Source organism: Bradyrhizobium sp. PUT101, assembly GCF_052043945.1.
Classification (GTDB): domain Bacteria; phylum Pseudomonadota; class Alphaproteobacteria; order Rhizobiales; family Xanthobacteraceae; genus Bradyrhizobium.
On the sequence record NZ_CP197207.1, the window covers coordinates 5,102,632 to 5,119,775 of the forward strand.

At 64.9% G+C, this 17,144-nt stretch carries 11 protein-coding genes; 3 read left to right on the top strand and 8 right to left on the bottom strand.

Annotation, left to right across the window (positions count from 1 at the left end; all coding sequences use genetic code 11):
* Window positions 1-66 precede the first annotated feature (66 nt).
* Window positions 67-1,218 carry an HlyD family secretion protein gene (locus ACSHT2_RS24590; protein ID WP_440637086.1) on the bottom strand — a complete coding sequence of 384 codons (1,152 nt, stop codon included), beginning with the start codon at window positions 1,216-1,218 and terminating at the stop codon, window positions 67-69.
* A 140-nt stretch (window positions 1,219-1,358) separates the two neighbouring features.
* Between ACSHT2_RS24590 and ACSHT2_RS24595 the strand changes: the two genes are divergently transcribed.
* Window positions 1,359-2,270: a LysR family transcriptional regulator gene (locus tag ACSHT2_RS24595; protein ID WP_028180577.1), complete on the top strand. Its 912-nt coding sequence runs from the start codon at window positions 1,359-1,361 to the stop codon at window positions 2,268-2,270.
* On the opposite strand, the gene iaaH is transcribed toward ACSHT2_RS24595, so the two are convergent.
* Both iaaH and ACSHT2_RS24605 read right to left on the bottom strand, forming a co-directional pair.
* A complete protein-coding gene (gene iaaH, locus ACSHT2_RS24600) occupies window positions 2,265-3,689 on the bottom strand; it encodes an indoleacetamide hydrolase (protein WP_440637088.1) in 1,425 nt (474 codons plus the stop codon). The two genes, ACSHT2_RS24595 and iaaH, sit on opposite strands and share 6 nt — an antisense overlap.
* 76 nt (window positions 3,690-3,765) lie before the next feature.
* Complete coding sequence (locus tag ACSHT2_RS24605; protein ID WP_440637090.1) at window positions 3,766-7,215, bottom strand: indolepyruvate ferredoxin oxidoreductase family protein; 3,450 nt, start codon at window positions 7,213-7,215, stop codon at window positions 3,766-3,768.
* 153 nt (window positions 7,216-7,368) lie between these two features.
* On the opposite strand from ACSHT2_RS24605, the gene ACSHT2_RS24610 reads away from it, so the two are divergent.
* Entirely contained in the window at window positions 7,369-7,824 is a 456-nt protein-coding gene (locus ACSHT2_RS24610) for an Lrp/AsnC family transcriptional regulator (RefSeq protein ID WP_440637092.1), read from the top strand.
* A 29-nt stretch (window positions 7,825-7,853) separates the two neighbouring features.
* Here the strand turns inward: ACSHT2_RS24610 and ACSHT2_RS24615 are convergent, their stop codons facing one another.
* Genes ACSHT2_RS24615 through ACSHT2_RS24625 form a run of 3 tightly spaced genes read right to left on the bottom strand, consistent with a single transcriptional unit; the run spans window position 7,854 to window position 11,093 of the window.
* Window positions 7,854-8,639 (bottom strand): fumarylacetoacetate hydrolase family protein, encoded by a 786-nt coding sequence (locus ACSHT2_RS24615; RefSeq protein ID WP_440637094.1) that lies wholly within the window; start codon window positions 8,637-8,639, stop codon window positions 7,854-7,856.
* Window positions 8,640-8,651: 12 nt separating this feature from the next.
* On the bottom strand, window positions 8,652-10,019 hold the full coding sequence (locus ACSHT2_RS24620; RefSeq protein WP_440637095.1) for an LLM class flavin-dependent oxidoreductase: 1,368 nt from the start codon (window positions 10,017-10,019) through the stop codon (window positions 8,652-8,654).
* A gap of 21 nt (window positions 10,020-10,040) precedes the next feature.
* Window positions 10,041-11,093 (bottom strand): Ldh family oxidoreductase, encoded by a 1,053-nt coding sequence (locus ACSHT2_RS24625; RefSeq protein WP_440637097.1) that lies wholly within the window; start codon window positions 11,091-11,093, stop codon window positions 10,041-10,043.
* Between the two features lie 295 nt (window positions 11,094-11,388).
* Between ACSHT2_RS24625 and ACSHT2_RS24630 the strand changes: the two genes are divergently transcribed.
* Complete coding sequence (locus ACSHT2_RS24630; protein ID WP_440637098.1) at window positions 11,389-15,504, top strand: bifunctional diguanylate cyclase/phosphodiesterase; 4,116 nt, start codon at window positions 11,389-11,391, stop codon at window positions 15,502-15,504.
* On the opposite strand, the gene ACSHT2_RS24635 is transcribed toward ACSHT2_RS24630, so the two are convergent.
* Window positions 15,478-15,819, bottom strand: a complete 342-nt coding sequence (locus ACSHT2_RS24635) for a hypothetical protein (protein WP_440637100.1) — start codon at window positions 15,817-15,819, stop codon at window positions 15,478-15,480. The two genes, ACSHT2_RS24630 and ACSHT2_RS24635, sit on opposite strands and share 27 nt — an antisense overlap.
* Window positions 15,820-16,144: 325 nt before the next feature.
* Window positions 16,145-17,137, bottom strand: a complete 993-nt coding sequence (gene galE / locus ACSHT2_RS24640) for a UDP-glucose 4-epimerase GalE (RefSeq protein WP_440637101.1) — start codon at window positions 17,135-17,137, stop codon at window positions 16,145-16,147.
* Window positions 17,138-17,144 lie beyond the last annotated feature (7 nt).

The following is a 17,144-nucleotide window of genomic DNA, read 5'->3' on the forward strand; positions in this document are numbered from 1 at the left end:
TTTCGACAATCGACGACGTTCTGGAACGATCTTCCGGCAGGGTTTGACAAACCTGCCGGCGGCGGGTCAGCCGCCGTTCGGCCGGAGCATGTTGTCGGCGAGACGCCTGGCCGTCTCGCGTTCGGCCAGCACGGTCGCCTTGGTGTCGATGGTCGGCACCGCGGACATGCCGGGGCGAAGCAGGCCGGTGAGGCTGTGGTCGTCGAGCACGATCTTCACCGGAACGCGCTGCACGATCTTGGTGAAGTTGCCCGTGGCGTTGTCGGGCGGCAGCAATGCGAATTCCAGCCCGCTCGCCGGCGACAGGCTGTCGACATGGCCGTGCAGGGCCCGATTGCGGAAACTGTCGACGTACAGCTCGACCGGCTGGCCGGGCCGCACATGTGTGAGCTGGGTCTCCTTGAAGTTGGCAACGACATAGACCGCATCGAGCGGCACCACGGCCATCAATTGCGTGCCGGCTTGCACGTATTGGCCGACGCGCAAGCTGCGGGCGCCGACCGTGCCATCCACCGGCGCGGTGATCTCGGTATAGGACAGGTTCAGCGTTGCCTGCTGCGCGACCGCACGGGCGCGTTCGAGCTGGGCTGCGGCCTGGGCGCGCTGGCTGGTGAGCACGTCGATCTTGCGCTGCGCAGCCAGAAGGCCGAACTTCGCGTGCTGCAATTGCGCGCTGCTGGCGCGCAGCGCCGCGTCGGTCTGCTGCGCGCGCTGGATCGTGCCGGAGCCCGACTTCATGAGGTCGTCGTAGCGGGCGCGCTCCTCTTGTGCGAATTTCAGGTTGGCGTCCGCAGCAGCGACGTCAGCCGTGCTTTGCTCGATGATCGGCTGTTGCAGCTCGAGCTGGGCATCGATGTTGCGCACTGAGGCTTCGGCAGCCTCGACGTCGGCGCGGGCCTGATCGAGCGCTGTCCTGAAATCGCGGTCGTCGATCTTGGCCAGCAGCTGGCCTGCCTTGACCTTCTCGTTGTCGCCGACCAGCACCTTGGCGATATAGCCGGAGACCTTCGGCGCGACGATCGTGGAATCGGCCTTCACATAGGCGTCGTCTGTGGATTCGAGGTACCGGCCGGTCTTCAAATAGTCGTAGCCATAGTCGCCGGCCACCGCGATGCCGAGGATCAGCGCCAGGCCGATGGCCGCCCGATTGATTGTCCGTCGAGACAGCCGCGGGCCGATTTTTGCAGCCGTTTCAGAGACATAAGAAGCGTTCGACATGACATCCTCGGAATTCCCGGTCGCCCATTCGAAGGGCGCGCGCATTGATGAGGAGAAGATGCGTTGTCCCGACCGTTGTGATAATCCCGGAATTATTTGAAGCATTATCCAGTAATCGCGGATAATTGGAGCTTTGGGCCATGGATCGCTTCACCAGCCTCACCGCCTTCGTCCACGTGGTCGAGAACGGCGGCTTTTCCGCCGCCGCGCGCCGCCTCAACATGTCGACGACCATGGTGAGCAACCACGTCCAGGCGCTGGAGGACCGGCTTGGGGTGCGGCTACTCAACCGCACCACGCGGAAGGTGAGCCTCACGGAAATCGGCAAGGCCTATTACGATCGCTCAACCCAGATTCTCGCAGATCTCGAACAGGCCGACGACATCGCGAGCGAATTGCAGTCGGTGCCCCGCGGCACGCTGCGCATTCACGTCGCCACGCACATGGTGCCGCTTGTCGCGCCGATCGTGGCGAAGCTGCTGTCGACCTATGCGGAACTCAGGATCGATCTGCGCATGGGCGAGGCCGATGTCGATCTCATCGAGGAGGGGTACGACGTTGCCCTGCGCATGATCCCGCCGCCGGATTCGAGCCTGATCGTGCGGAGACTTGCCACCTGGCGTCACGTGCTGTGCTGCTCGCACGATTATCTCGAGAAGCACGGCCGGGTGCAGAAGCTCGACGAGCTCACCGGACACAATTGCGGCCGGCACCTGAACTATCCGTTTGGCGACGAATGGCGCTTCCTTGACCGCAAAGGCACTCCGGCCTCCGTTCGCATCTCGGGCAGCTTCGTCACCAATAGCGGAGAAGCGCTGCGGAAGGTCGCGCTGGAGGGCGCCGCTGTCTGCCTGATGGCGGGCTTTCTCATTCAGGACGATCTCGAGACCGGCCGCCTCGTGCGCCTCTTGCCGGAATATCGGACGGTCGAGCTGTCCATGAACGCGGTCTATCCGCATCGCCATCATCTGTCGGCGAAGGTCAGGACCTTCATCGACCTGCTCGCGCACCACAGCGCCGAGCAGCAGAAGCTGATCAACCCCTATTCATGAGCGACGCGGCGGCGGCAGTCGTCCGAACATGATTTCCAGCGCCATTCCGATGGCAAGCAGGTGCCGGTCGCTTCCTGCTGGGCCGTCCAATTCGATCCCGATCGGCAGTTGGCTGGTGCCGCCGAGCGCGAGCGGGATCTGAATTCCGGGAATACCGGCATTGCTGCCGGGATCGGTGTTCTGGATGAAGAGTCCGAAGTTTTCGAGGCTGCTGGAGTCAGGGTTGGAGGCAATCGCGACGCGCGGCGTTGTCGGGAAAGCGATGGCGTCGAGCCTGTTCGCGGAAAACGTGTGGGCGTACAGCGTTTGGAGCGCCGGGCGCGCGATCTTGATCGCGGCATCGTATATCGGCTTGGCGTCAATCAGCGTGTTGTCGGGGCCCGGCAGCTTGCGCGGGATGACGAGGTCATCATAGGTGCCCTTCACGTCGGGACTCGAGATGTCTTTCGCCAGCGTCTCGATGCTGAGGCCGGTGCCGGTGTGTGCGAGATAGGCGACCAGATCGTCATAAGCCTCGTATAGCGCGACTGGAAAGCTGACCTGGCCGTTGAGCTCCACCAGTTGGGGCATCTCGATCTCGACCACGACCATGCCCTGAGCCTTCATCAGCGCGACTGCCTGATGGAAGGCGGCCTTGGTATCGCCATCGAGATTGGCCAGCATCGCCTTGGCAATGCCGATGCGGACCAGCTTGAGATCCGCAGGCAGGACCGGATCGCCTCCGGCGATGACGCGGTCGAGCAGCGCGACATCGGCCATGGTTGCGGCCATGGGCCCCGCGGTGTCGCGGGTGTGCGAGATCGGCGCGATGCCGTCTTGCGGATAGCGCCCGACCGTTGGCCGCAGCGAGGCGCACCCGTTCAGGGCAGCCGGCACGCGCACCGATCCGCCGGTGTCGGTGCCGAGCCCGCCCGCGACGATTCGCGCGCCGATCGCGGCGCCCGTCCCGGACGAGGAGCCGCCGGCGATCCGCGCGCGGTCATAGGCATTGCGCACGCCGAACTCGGCGCCGGTCTTGAACGCGGTGTTGTAGCCGGAGATGCCGAAGGCCAGTTCGTGCATGCTGGTCTTGCCGACGATGATCGCTCCCGCGGCGCGCAACTTTGCCACGACAGGTGCATCGGCCCTTGGAATGTAATCCTTCAGCGCCGGGGTGCCGGCACTACAGGGCAGCCCGGCCACCTCGATATTGTCCTTGATCACGACGGGCACGCCGCCGAGCGGCTTGCTCCTGTCGCCCTTCGCGTCGAACGCTGCGGCGGCCTTCAAGGCGCCGGCCTCGTCCAGAGTAACGAAGGCATTGAGGTCGGCGTTGGCCCTGGCGCGGGCGAGAGCTTCCCGGGTGAGTGCGGTGCTCGTGACCTTCCCGGCGCTGAGGCCGTCCGCGGCCTCGGTCAGTGTCAGCTGGTCGAAATCCATGATGCTTCACCCGATCGCGGGAGCGCCATCAGGGCGTCCCTCCAGGCTCAGAGGCTGAAGCCTCGCCGGCGCCGCGTCAACCGGTGGCGCGCATCCTTGCCGGCGATGGCGTGGGGAGTTCGGCGAGCAGCCGCTCGATCTCGGACCTCACCTTCGCGATCGCGGCGTCCTTGACCGGCCCATACCCGCGGATATCCATGGGGGCCCTTGCAATCGCGACGAGATCCGGAAGACTCGCCGTATCGAGCCCGCCGAGCATCCGCTCGATCAGGCCTTGATACCAGGCGATCAGCTCCCGCTCGGCTCGCCGTTCCGCGGCGTAGCCGAATGGATCGAACGGCGTCCCGCGCAACCACTTCAAGCGCGCGAGCATGTTGAGAGGCATCTGGATCCACTGGCCGAAGGCGCGTTTGCGCGGACGTCCACGTGCGTCGCGCCGCGATGGCAGGAACGGCGGGGCGAGGTGATACTGGATGCTGAAGCCGTCCTCGAATTCGCGCTTCAGCTCGTCGAGGAAGCCGCTCTGCATGTGCAGCCGCGCCACCTCGTACTCGTCCTTGTAGGCCATCAGCTTGAACAGGCTGCGCGCGACGGCCTCGGTCAGCGCCTCGCTGTTCAGGCCGGCTTCGGCATTGCGGACTCTTGCGACGATCGCCCGGTATTGCGCCGCATAGGCCGCGTTCTGATAGGCCGTGAGGAAATCGAAGCGCCGGGCAATGAGCTGGTCGAGCGTCTCGGCTTTGGGCGCATCGTCCGCGTTCGGCAGAGAAACCGGATCGGCCGCGGCGATCCGGCCCCAGGCAAAGGCCTGCTTGTTGCGTTCGATCGCGACGCCGTTGAGCTCGATCGCGCGCAATAGCGCTTGCAGCGAGACCGGCACGAGTCCGCGTTGCCAGACATAGCCAAGCATGATGATGTTGGCATAGACGGCATCGCCGAGCAGCCGTTCGGCCAGCCCATTCGCGTTGATCGCGCCGAGATTGCTCTCGCCGATCACGCGGCCGATCGCACGCAGGCGGGCGGGCGAGGCGAGATCGGCGTCGCGGAAGCGGACGACGTCGCCGGTCGGCATCTCCGCCGTGTTGAGCGCAGCGAGCGTGCCTTTCCGGTAGGTTCCGGACGCCTTTGGCGAGGAGCTGACGACGAGATCGCAGCCGATCAGCGCGTCCGCCGCACCCTGGTCGATGCGGACCTGATGCAACACGTCGGGGCTCGCGGCGAGGCGGATGTAGCTCAGCACGGGGCCAAATTTCTGCGCAAAGCCGGTGAAGTCGAGGACCGAGACGCCGCGGCGTTCGAGGTGCGCGGCCATGCCGATCAGCGCGCCAACCGTGATCACGCCGGTGCCGCCGACGCCGGTCACGAGCAGATCATAGGGGCGGTCGAGCGTTCGGGGCGCAGGCAGGGGTAGCGTGGCCGCGCGGCCGACCGCGTCGATCCGGCTTGCGCTTTTCTTCCGGCGCGTCGCGCCTTCGACGGTGACGAAGCTCGGGCAGAAGCCGTTGAGACAGGAAAAATCCTTGTTGCAGGTCGACAGGTTGATCTGACGCTTGCGGCCGAACGGCGTCTCCTTTGGCTCGACGCTGAGACAGTTGGATTCGACCGAGCAGTCGCCGCAGCCTTCGCAGACGAGGTCGTTGATGTAGGCGAAGCGTTTGGGATCGGCCATCTGCCCGCGCTTGCGGCGGCGTCGCTTCTCGGTGGCGCAGGTCTGCTGATAGATCAGGACGGACACGCCGGAGACGTCGCGCAGCTCGCGCTGCACGGTATCCATCTCCTCGCGGGGGTGGATGGTGACACCGGTCGGCAGGTCGGCCGACGAGAACTGTGCGGGATCATCCGACACCAGCGCGATACGCGCCACGCCCTCGGCGCGGACGCTGTGGGCGATGGCATGGACGCTGACCGGGCCGTCGACCGGTTGGCCGCCCGTCATCGCGACGGCATCGTTGAACAGGATCTTGTAGGTGATGTTGGCCTTGGCCGCGATCGCCTGCCGGATCGCCATCGAGCCGGAGTGGTAGTAAGTGCCTTCACCGAGATTCTGGAAAACGTGCTTGTTGCCGGTGAATCTTGACGATGCCGCCCAGTTCACGCCTTCGCCGCCCATCTGGATGAGCGAGGAGGTCTCGCGGTCCATCCAGCTCGCCATGAAGTGGCAGCCGATGCCGGCGAGGGCCTTGGATCCCTCCGGGACCTTCGTAGACGTGTTATGCGGGCAGCCCGAGCAGAAATAGGGCGTGCGCGACGCGCCGCTGACATTGATGGTGCGCGCCGCTTCCGGCATCAAGGCGGCTGCGCGCGCGGCGAGATTGAGGCCCGGAAACATTGGGTCGAGCCGGCGCGCCAGCACGGAAGCGAGCGCCCGCGGCGACAACTCGCCGATCCAGGAGATCAGCCTTGCCCCTCGCTCGTCGTGCTTGCCGACCATGCGCTCGGGCTTGGCGCCGGGATAGTCGTAAAAATATTCCTTGAACTGGCTCTCGATGATGCCGCGCTTCTCCTCGACCACGAGGATCTCGCGCTTGCCTTTCACGAAATCCATGGCGTCATGCAGCGCCAGCGGCCAGACCATGCCGACCTTGTAGACGTCGATGCCGATGCTGCGGCAGGCCGCTTCGTCGAGGCCCATCAGCCGCAGTGCTTCCATCAGATCGAGATGCGCCTTGCCAGTGGTGACGATGCCGTAGGTGGCGTTCGGAATGTCGTAGATGTGACGGTCGATCGGGTTGGCCTTGGCGAAGGCGTAGACCGCGTGCTTCTTCGCCTCCAGCCGTTCCTCGATCTGCGGGCCCGGCAGGTCGGGCCAACGATAGTGCAGGCCGCCGGGCGGCGGCGTGAAGTCGGGCGTGAGAAAGGCTCGCGGCGGGCGCAGCGCGACCGAGGCGCCTGATTCCACGATCTCCGAGATCGCCTTGAAGCCGACCCACATGCCGGAGAAACGGCTCAGCGCATAGCCATATTCGCCGAACGCCAGATATTCGCCGACGCTTGCCGGATGCAGCGTCGGCATGAACCAGCTCATGAAGGCGACGTCGGACTGGTGCGGCATCGAAGAGGAGACGCAGCCATGGTCGTCGCCGGCGACCACCAGCACGCCGCCATGCGGCGAGGAGCCATAGGCGTTGCCATGCTTGAGCGCATCGCCGGATCGATCGACGCCGGGGCCCTTGCCGTACCACAGCCCGAACACGCCATCGACTTCGCGGTCGGCTTGCGTTTCGACTTGCTGCGAGCCCAGCACCGCTGTCGCCGCGAGGTCTTCGTTGACGGCCGGAAGAAATTCGATGCGGTCCTGCTTGAGCCGTTCCTGGATGCGCCACAGTTCGAGATCAACGCCGCCGAGCGGCGAGCCGCGATAGCCGGAGATGAAGCCGGCGGTATTGAGCCCGTTCGCGCGGTCGCGTCTCGCCTGGTCGAGCGCGATGCGGACGATGGCCTGCGTGCCCGTAAGGAAGACGCGGCCCTCCTCGCGCTCGTAGCGGTCGGAGAGCTCGTAAGTGTCGAGTGACGGAATGGCGTCCATGGCGGACCTCGCGCGGCATCCTGCCGGATGATGGAAGGTTATGCCCGGGCCGCCGGTAGATCTTACCTATTTACCCCAAGCGGGATGATAATTTGGTAGAATTTTGCACTTTACGCCTGAATTTGGTAGACATTGTCGCGTTGAGAGGCGCGCATGATCGAAGAGCAGGACACCCGGATTCTCCAGCACCTCCAGAGGGACGGCCGCGCCACCAACCAGCAGCTCGCCGATGAGGTCGGCATGTCCACCTCGGCCTGCTGGCGCCGGGTGCGGGCCCTGGAGGAGAGCGGCGTCATCCGGGGCTATGCGGCGCTGGTCGCACGCGAGCAGGCGGGCTTTGCGATGTCGGCCATTCTCCACGTCTCGCTGGAGCGGCATGACGCGAAGTTCGTCGACGAGTTCGTGGCCAGGGTCACGAAGCGCCGCGAGGTGCTGGAGTGCTTTGCGACCACGGGCGACGCCGATTATCATCTGCGCGTCGTCGTGCAGGACATGGCGGCCTACAACCGCTTCCTCGACGAGTTCATGTTCCGCATCCCCGGCATCCGCTACGTCCGCAGCAATGTCGTGCTGAAGGAGATCAAGACGGGCGTCGCGTTGCCGTTCTGACTTGCGGGAAGTGCCGCAGGGTAGTCAGACTACCGCTCCTCCCGCACAAATCTGTTCCGCAACGTCCCGACGCCCGAGATCTCGACCTCCACGACGTCGCCGTGCTTGATATCCGGCGACGCGCCGTCGGTGCCCATCCAGATGACGTCGCCGGGCCATAGCGTAAAATACCTGGTCAACTCGACCAGGAAGGGCACCACGCCGAAGATCATGTCGGCGGTCGCGAAGCGGTTGGTCTCCTTGCCGTTGACGCGAACGATCGTTTCCATCTTTTCGAGATCGGCTTCGGTCTCGATCCACGGCCCCATCGGCTTGAACGTGTCGGCATTCTTGGAGCGCCACAGGCTGCGATCGGCCTTCTGCCAGCTGCGCTCGCTGACGTCGTTGCCGATGGTGTAGCCGAACACGCAATCCATCGCGTTCTGCTCGGTGAGATGCTTCACCTTCCTGCCGATGACGACGACGAGTTCGCCCTCATAATGGATCTTGTCCGTCGCGAAGGAGGGGATCACGACCTCCTCGTCATGCGCGATCAGCGCGTTCTGCGCGCGATAGCCGATCTCGGGCCTGTCCGGGACGGCCGGCACCTCGCCGCGCTTGTCGGCGGCTTCCTTGAGGTGCTTCAGATAGTTCAAGCCGACGCAATAAAAGGTGCGCGGGATCAGCGGCAATTCGATCTTGACCTCGGACAACGGCAGCATCCGCGAGGTGCGCTGCCATCCGGCGAAGGGATCGCCATCGACCGCGATCACCCGGTCGCCTTCAACGATCCCCCAGGACGTCTTGCCCGAGGCGGTGAATTTCAGCCAGCGCATGTCATGTCCTCGTTATTCCGCAGCCTCGCGCGGCTGCACCTTCCAGGCGCCGGCAGCCGGCCGCTCAAGCCCGAGATTTTCCCGTAGCGTCTTGCCGCGATAGTCCGTCTGGAACAGGCCGCGACGCTGCAACTCTGGTACGATATGGTTGACGAAATCGGCGTAGGAGCCGGGCACGTAGGTTGCGGCGATGACGAAGCCATCGCAGCCGCGCTCCACGAACATCTCCTCCAGCTTGTCCGCGATCTCCTTGGGACCGCCGACCATCGCGTCCTGCACTTGCCCGCGGCCGGAGAAGGTGACGAAGTCGCGCGCGCTCGGGTTGCTCTTGCCTGACGCCTTCAGCACGCCGTCGCGGATGCCCAGGATGCCCTGCATGCCTTTCAGTTCCTCCGTCGTCAGTGGCTCGTCGAGATCCTTGGAGGCGAAATCGTAGTTGAGCGCTTCGGCGAGCAGCGACAGCGCGTCGATCTGGAGTGGCAGCTTGTCGATCAGCGCCATCTTGTCTTCGGCTTCAGTCTTGGTTGCGGCGCAGACCGGCGTCGTCAGGTTGCACAGGAACATCTGGTCAGGGTCGCGGCCGGCCGTCGCCGCTTCGTTGCGCACGGCCGCATAGCCGTCCTTGGCGGCAGCGAGATTGCGCGCGGCGGTGAAGATCACCTCGCCCCAGCGCCCAGCGAAGCGCTGGCCGCGGCCCGAGGCGCCGGCCTGGATGATCACGGGATGGCCTTGTTGCGAACGCGGAACGGTGAACGGCCCGCGCGACCTGAAGGCCGGTCCCTTGTGGTCGAGCCGCTTCACCTTGGTCGGATCGGCGAAGCGACCGCTTTGCTTGTCCATGATCAGCGCGCCGTCCTCCCAAGTGTCCCAATGGCCGAGCACGACCTCCATGAACTCGTCGGCGCGGTCGTAGCGGGAATCATGCTCGGGGTGGGAGTCGCGCCCCATGTTGAGCGCCTCGCCGTCGTTGAGCGAGGTGACGACGTTCCAGCCGGCGCGCCCGCCGGACATCAGGTCGAGCGTTGCGAAGCGGCGCGCGACGTCGAAAGGCTCGTAGTAGGTGGTCGAGCAGGTCGCGCCAAGGCCGAGCTTCTCGGTGACCATGCCCATCGTGGTCAGCACGATCAGCGGATCCATCTTCACGCAGCGGATGCCGTATTCGACGGTGTGGGCGTGGTCGTTGCCGTAGCGGTCCGGCATCGCCAGGCGGTCGTCGAAGAAGGCCATGTGGAACTTGCCGGCCTCGAGGATTCTGGCGATCTCCTGGTAATAGTCCGCCGACATCGAGTCGTTGCGCGAGTCCGGATGCCGCCAGGAACTCGGCAGGTTTGTGCAATTCTGCGCCTGGAGGAAGCCGACCAATACCATCTGCCGCGTCATGCTGCTGTTCTCCTGATGCCGTCAGGCCAGATCGAGCACGGTGTCGAGCCTGTACCCGCGCGCCAGAGCGCGCAATTTTTCCCATGTGGCATCCTCGATCTCGATGCCGTCGCGCAGGCGCTGCTGCTCGCGCAAGCCTTCGATCTCACCGGGATAGTAGACGCCCTTGCTGCCCTCGGACGGCGGCGTCGATTTGAGGTAATGCGCGAATTCAGCGACCTCGCGCTTGAACTCCTTCAGCGGCCGGAACGCGGCGACATTGAACACCGCCATGAAGCATCCGTCATTGTGTCGCCCGGTGGGCTCGACGCCGAAGCCGAGACCTGTGAGCAGGCCGCACAGCACCTCGACCATCGCGGCGAGGCCGCTGCCCTTGTAGCCCTCGGTGCCGCCGAGCGGCAGCAGCGCGCCGCCCTTGCGGTATTGGGTCGGATCGGTCGTGTGCCGTCCCTCGGCATCGATGATCCACCCCGTCGGAATCTCCTCGCCACGGGCGACCGCAAGCTGGACCTTGCCAGCTGCAACCGCGGAGGTCGCCATGTCCAGGTAGAACGGCGTATCGAGATCGGACGGCACCGCGATCGAGATGGGGTTGGTGCCGAGCCGCGCCTCCTTTCCCCCGAACGGGGCGACGTGCTTCGGCGAGCGGCCGGAGTCCGCCGTGGCGATCCCGATCATGCCTTCGCGCATCGCCATCAAGGGGTAGGCGGCGAGGCGCCCGACATGGCTCTGCCGGAACACGGTGCAGGCGGCGACGTTCGCCGTCTTCGCTTTCTCGATCGTCAGCGCCATCGCCTTGGCGTTGACGTGGAAGCCAAAGCCCCAATGGCCATCGATCACGGTCGTGGTCGGGGATTCCTGGACGATGGTCCACTTGGCACCGGGAACGATGTGACCGGCCTTGATGCGGTCGATATAGGTGGGAACGGCGATCACGCCGTGGGAATCATGGCCGGCGAGATTGGCGTTGACGCAGCCGATAGCGACCGCATCGGCCTCTTCCTCGGATGCTCCGGCGGCGCGGAGCAGGGCGGCGCTGACGCGCGTGAGGCGATCGGCCTTGACGATCGGCATGGCGTTCCCTCGGCTTGCTGCCCTCAACAGGCTGCTTGTTGGGTGCCATCGTCTCAAAGCGCAGGAGCGATATCAATCTCCTGTAAACCAACACAGGGCTGCAAATTCGTAAAGAGAACGCGCCTTTGGTCGAAGATTCGACCCGCGCGGCGGCATTTCCGGCAGTTGTGCGTTGCTCGTTCGTTGCTCGTTCACTTTGATCGACGGTTTGCAGTGCGCAATAACGACCACTTAGGCGATCGCCGCTGATAAAGTCACCGGGAGAAATAGGCAGAAATGCCCGGGAGCTGAGATCGTGCCGACGACACTCGCGCGCACCTTTGCGGCGTTGAGCGCCATCAATGAAGCGATCCTTTACGCGAGATCGCCGGACGAGCTGTACCAGAAGGTCTGCGACGCCGGATTTTCGAGCGGGGATTTTCTGGCCGTTGCCGTGTTCCTGGTGGAGCCGGACGGACCGCGGTTGCGCTTCGCGGCCGGCTGCGGCGATGACATTCTGCGGCTCCGCTCGATTGTGATCACGACGGAAGCCGGCACACCTGAAGGATCTGGCGTCGGCGGCGAGGCTTTTCGCGATCAGAAGCTGTGCATCAGCAACGACTATCTGAACGATTCGCGCTCCCTGGCGTGGCGCGAGGGCGCCGCCAAGGCCCATATCGGCGCGGCCGCGGCGCTGCCGCTGCTCTGCAACGGCAAAAGCGTCGGCGTATTGTTTGTGACGCGTAGCGAAGCCAATTCGCTGGACGAGCAGATGGTGTCGCTGTTCGAGCGCATGTCGGCGAACATATCCTACGCACTGGACAACTTCGCGCGCGAGACCGCGCGGCAGACGAGTGAGCGGGCGACACGGCGGCTCAACCGGATGTTCGGTGCGATCAGCGCCACCAACGAGGCCATCCTGCGCGCCAAGACCGAGCAGGAGCTGTATCAGCTCGTGTGCGATGCCTCGGTCCACAGCGGCAAGTCGCTGGCGACCATCGTCCTGCTTCGCGAGCCGGATTCGCACTGGATGAAGCCTGTCGCTGCCACCGGGCAGAACCTCGAGCTGGTCACCCAGGCGCGCTATTCGATCGATCCGGAGAATCCCTATGGCAAGGGCATTTCCGGCGAGGTGTTCCGGACGCAGAAAGCCATCGTCGAGGACGATCTCGCCAGCCGCACCAGGGGCTCGCCATGGGAGCAGGCCAACGTCAACACCGGCGTTGCCGCGTGCGTCGTCGCGCCGCTGATCAGGTACGGCGAGAGCGTCGGCGTGCTGCTGTTCTTCATCAGCCGTTCCTGGGCCAAGGACGAGGAGATCGTCGCGCTGCTGCTGCGCATGACGGAGAACGTCTCGTTCGCGATCGAGAATTTCGGCCGCGAGGCCGAGAAAACCCAGATCGCCGCGGAAGAAGAGTGCCTGGCGCGAATGTATGCGGCGCTCAGCGCCACCAACGAGGCGATCTTGCGTGCGCGGTCGCGGTCCGAGCTGTTCGACCTCGTCTGCGAGGCGACCGCGAAGGGAGCCAAGTTCACCTCGGCCACCATCGCGCTGGTCGACGATCGGGCCGAGTTGCTGCGCGTCGTCGCCTGCTACGGACCGAATGCGGATCAGGTTCGCAACTTCACGTTCGCCACCTCCGACCGGGTGCCCGAAGGGCGCGGACTGACGGGCACGGCGTTCCGCACGCGCCAGCCCGCCGTCAGCAACGACGTGCTCGCCGATGATCGCATCGCGCCATGGCAGGCCAGCGCCCGCCGCAACGGCATCGCATCCTCCGCGGCGTTGCCGCTGTTCAATGGCGACCGGGTGGAGGGCGTGTTTCTGTTCAATTCTCCGGAGCGCGGCACCTTCACGCCGGAACTCGTCGAGTTGCTGCGCAAGCTTCAGGCCAACGTCGCCTTCGCACTCGAAAGTTTCGACCGCGCCGACGAGAAGGCGCGAGCGGACAAGCAGCGCAATCGTCTGAGCGGCATGTTCGAGGCGCTGAGCGCAACCAACGAAGCCATCATGCGCGCCAAGTCGCGCGAGGAGCTGTTCGAGGCTGCCTGCCAGGCGGCCGTGCTCGGCGATCTCTTCGCCTCGGCGACCATCGGCATCATCGATGAAGAACGAGAGGTCGTTCAAGTCGTTGCGGTCAAGGGGCGCCTGCAGGAGCGCATGGCTGGACGCAGCTGTAACATTTCCGCCGGCCATCCCGAGGGCGAGGGCATCATCGGCACCTCGCTCCGAACCCGCCGGCCCAGTGTCATGAACGACTATCTGAACGAGCCGCGGTCGGCATACTGGCGCACAAAGGCCATCGAGGATGGAACGCGGGCTGCTGCGAGCTTCCCGCTTCTGAGGGCGGGAGAGAAGCCGGTCGGCATTCTGCTCTTTCTCGCGCTGGAAGAGGATACGTTCACGCCCGATCTGGTCGAGCTGCTCGGACGCCTGGCGGAAAACGTCTCCTTTGCACTCGACAATTTCGATCGCGCCGAGGAGAAGGTCCGGACCGAAGCGCAGAAGGAGCGCCTGACGCGCATGTTCGCGGCTCTGAGTGCGACCAACGAGGCGATCATGCGGGCAAAGTCGCGTGCCGAGCTGTTCGACCTCGTATGCCTTGCGGCATCGAACGGTGCCAAGTTCACCTCGACCACGATTGCGCTGTCAAGGGCCGGCACGGACCAGCTCGAGATCGTAGCCGCCGCCGGCCCGTCCGCCGACACCACGCGCAACGTCCGTCTCTCCGTCGATCCCGAGCGGCCCGAGGGGCGCGGCATGAGCGGCACGGCGTTCCGGACGCGGCAGCCCTGCATCATCAACGATTATCTCAACGACGCTCGCGTCCGTGTCTTCCACGCCATCGTGCGTGGGGACGGCGCGCGGTCGGGCGCAGCGTTTCCGCTCATCGCGCATGACCAGGCCGTCGGTGTCATGATCTACATGTCGACCGAGCCGGCCAGCTTCACGCCCGAATTCGTCGAGCTGTTGCAGCGCCTCGCCGACAACGTCTCCTTCGCAATGGAGAATTTCGATCGCGCCGACGAGAAGAAGCAGGCAGACGAGCGGATCGAGTATCTCGCCTCGCACGACAGCCTGACGGATCTGCCGAACCGCGAGACCTTCAACGGGCTGCTGCACGCGGCGATCGACACCGCGCAGCGCCACGATCACCGCTTTGCGGTGCTGTTCATCGATCTCGACCGTTTCAAGGTCATCAACGATTCGCTGGGGCACGAAGCGGGCGACCTGCTCCTGCTCGAGGTGGCGAACCGGTTGCGCGGCGCGCTGCGGGCCAGCGACGTGGTGGCGCGGCTCGGCGGCGACGAGTTCGTGGTGATCCTTGACCGGTGCAGCGAGATTGACGACGTCCAGCGCATCGCGACCGGGCTGCTCGCGGCGCTCGCCGAGCCCATGGAGCTGGCGGGGCACGAGTGTCACACCACGGCCTCCATCGGCATTGCGATGTATCCGGCCAACGGCTCCGACGCGCAGACGCTGACCAAGAATGCCGACATGGCGATGTACCTCGCCAAGGAGGACGGCAAGAACGGCTATCGCTTCTTCTCCAACGAAGTGAAGACGCAGTCGATCGAGCGGCTGTCGCTCGAGAGCGCACTACGCCGCGCGCTGGAGCGCGGGCAGTTCTCGCTGAACTACCAGCCCAAGGTCGACATGGAGACCGGCCAGATAACGGGCGTCGAAGCGCTGCTGCGCTGGGCGCATCCCGATCTCGGCAATGTCTCGCCGGCGCAATTCATTCCGCTTGCGGAGGAAACCGGGCTGATCGTGCCGATCGGCCGCTGGGTGCTGAATGAGGCCTGCGCGCAGGCCATGGCCTGGCAGCGCCGCGGCCTGTTGCCGCTGTCGATGGCGGTCAACCTGTCGCCGCGGCAGTTTGCCGACGAACATCTGTTGCAGGACGTCGACGAGGCGCTGGCCGCCAGCGGCATGTCGCCGGTGCTGCTGCAGTTGGAGGTCACCGAGAGCATGATGATGCGCAATGTCGGTCGCGCGCTCAAGGTGCTCGACTCCATCCAGAGCCGCGGCATCCGTCTGGCCATCGACGATTTCGGCACCGGCTATTCGTCGATGTCGCTGATGAAGCACTTTCCGATCGACACCATCAAGATCGACCGCTCCTTCGTGCGCGACCTGCCGCAGGATTCGGAGGATCAGGCGATCGCACAGGCTATCATCAGCATGGGCAAGGCACTCGGCATGACCGTCGTCGCCGAAGGCGTCGAGAATGCCGAGCAGGAGGCGTTCCTGCGGACCCATGGCTGCGACGAGATGCAGGGCTTCCTCATCTCCAAGCCGCTGCCGGCGCGGCAGATCGTGGAACTGCTGCGGCCGATGGTGCTGCCCGTCGCGCCGCCGCTCCAGCCGGAGCGGGATCCCGTCGCCGAGGAAGCCGCGGCGTTACGGTTGAAAAGCGCTGTCGTCTGACGGCTGCGGGTGCAGCTCACGGGTCTCGTCATCCTCGCGTTCCGCCTTGCGCGGAAAATCGTCCGGCCACGGCAGTGAGGTCTGATCCTCGAACAGGGCGAGAAGCAGGCACGCTCCGTCGGCAAAGGTCGATCCGTCGCCGAGGCCGAGCGTGCACGACCACGCACCTGGCATCGGCTGGTGCGCATCGCGCACCGCGATCGCGGGTCCCCACCACCAGGCCGGCGCGGGCGACCGTTCGTCCTCGGGCACGGCGAGCCAGCGGGCGAATTCGTTCACCACGCGCTCGAATTGCAGGCTTGCGGCCTGATGCATTCGCTCCGTGCTCCTTGTCGCGCCTGAAAGCAGGCCGATGCGCGCACCCGGTCGTGGTCTTGAAGCTTTGAAGAATGGCGCGTCGCGCAGCCACGTATGCCGCTCCATCGGCGGCCATACCACAAGCATCCGGCGGCCGGAAAAGCGGCCGACGCGGGTTTTCATAGTCTCTTCATTCTCTTTAGCGGCTTAAGGTCCCCGCCGGCAAGGTGCAATACGGTTGCCTAAAGCGCGATGCGATTAGGATGAATCGTCATCGCGCTTTAGGTTGTTGTTTAAGCATGATCTTTTCGGAAAACCGCTGCGCACTTTTCCGGATCATGCTTTAGCGCGACCTGAACGGATGCGCCTTCTGGTGCCAGGCCCAGGCCGTGCGGATGACCGTCGGCAGGTCGGAGTGACGCGGCACGAAATTCAGCACCTTTCTCGCAGCAGAAGGATCCGCGACGAGATAGGTGGGATCGCCGGCGCGGCGCGGCTTGACTGTGTGCGGCACCTCGCGCCCGGTCTCCTGCCTGATCGCATCGAGGATCTCGCGCACGGAAAATCCGGAGCCCGTGCCGAGGTTGAAGCTGCCGCCGGCATGCCCTTGTTCCAGAAGCTTCAGTGCCGCGACATGCGCGGCCGCAAGGTCCGTGACGTGGATGTAGTCGCGGATCGCGGTGCCGTCGGGCGTGTCGTAGTCGTCGCCGAACACCGCGAAGTCGACATGTCCCTGAAGCGCCATCATGGCGCGCGGAATGAGATGGGTTTCGTTGTCGCGCAACTCGCCGATGCCGCCGGCCGGATCGGCGCCGCTGGCATTGAAATAGCGCAGGCAGAACGCACCGAAGCCGTAGGCCGTGCGGTAGTCGGCGAGCATGCGCTCGATCATCAACTTCGATGCGCCGTACGGATTGATCGGCGCGCAAGGAAAGTCTTCCGGCAGCTCCTTGGAATCGGCGTTGCCATAGACGGCGCCGGTCGAGGAGAACACGATGCGACGGCAGCCCGCGTCGCGCATGGCCTGCAACAGCGACAACGTGCCCTGGACGTTGTTGATGTAGTATTTCTGCGGGTCGATCATGGACTCCCCGACGAGGCTCGCTGCCGCGAAATGCATCACTGCCGTGACCTTGTGGTCGGCGAAGGCGCGCGCCAGCGCCGCGCCGTCGAGCAGATCGCCCGTTACCAGCGGGCCAGAGACGAAGCTGCGGTGACCTGTCGAGAGATTGTCATAAACGACGGGCTGGTAGCCGGCGGCGGTCAATGCGCGGCACGCATGCGAGCCAATATAGCCCGCGCCCCCGGTGACGAGGACGGTCGGTCGGTCGGTCATGTCGTCT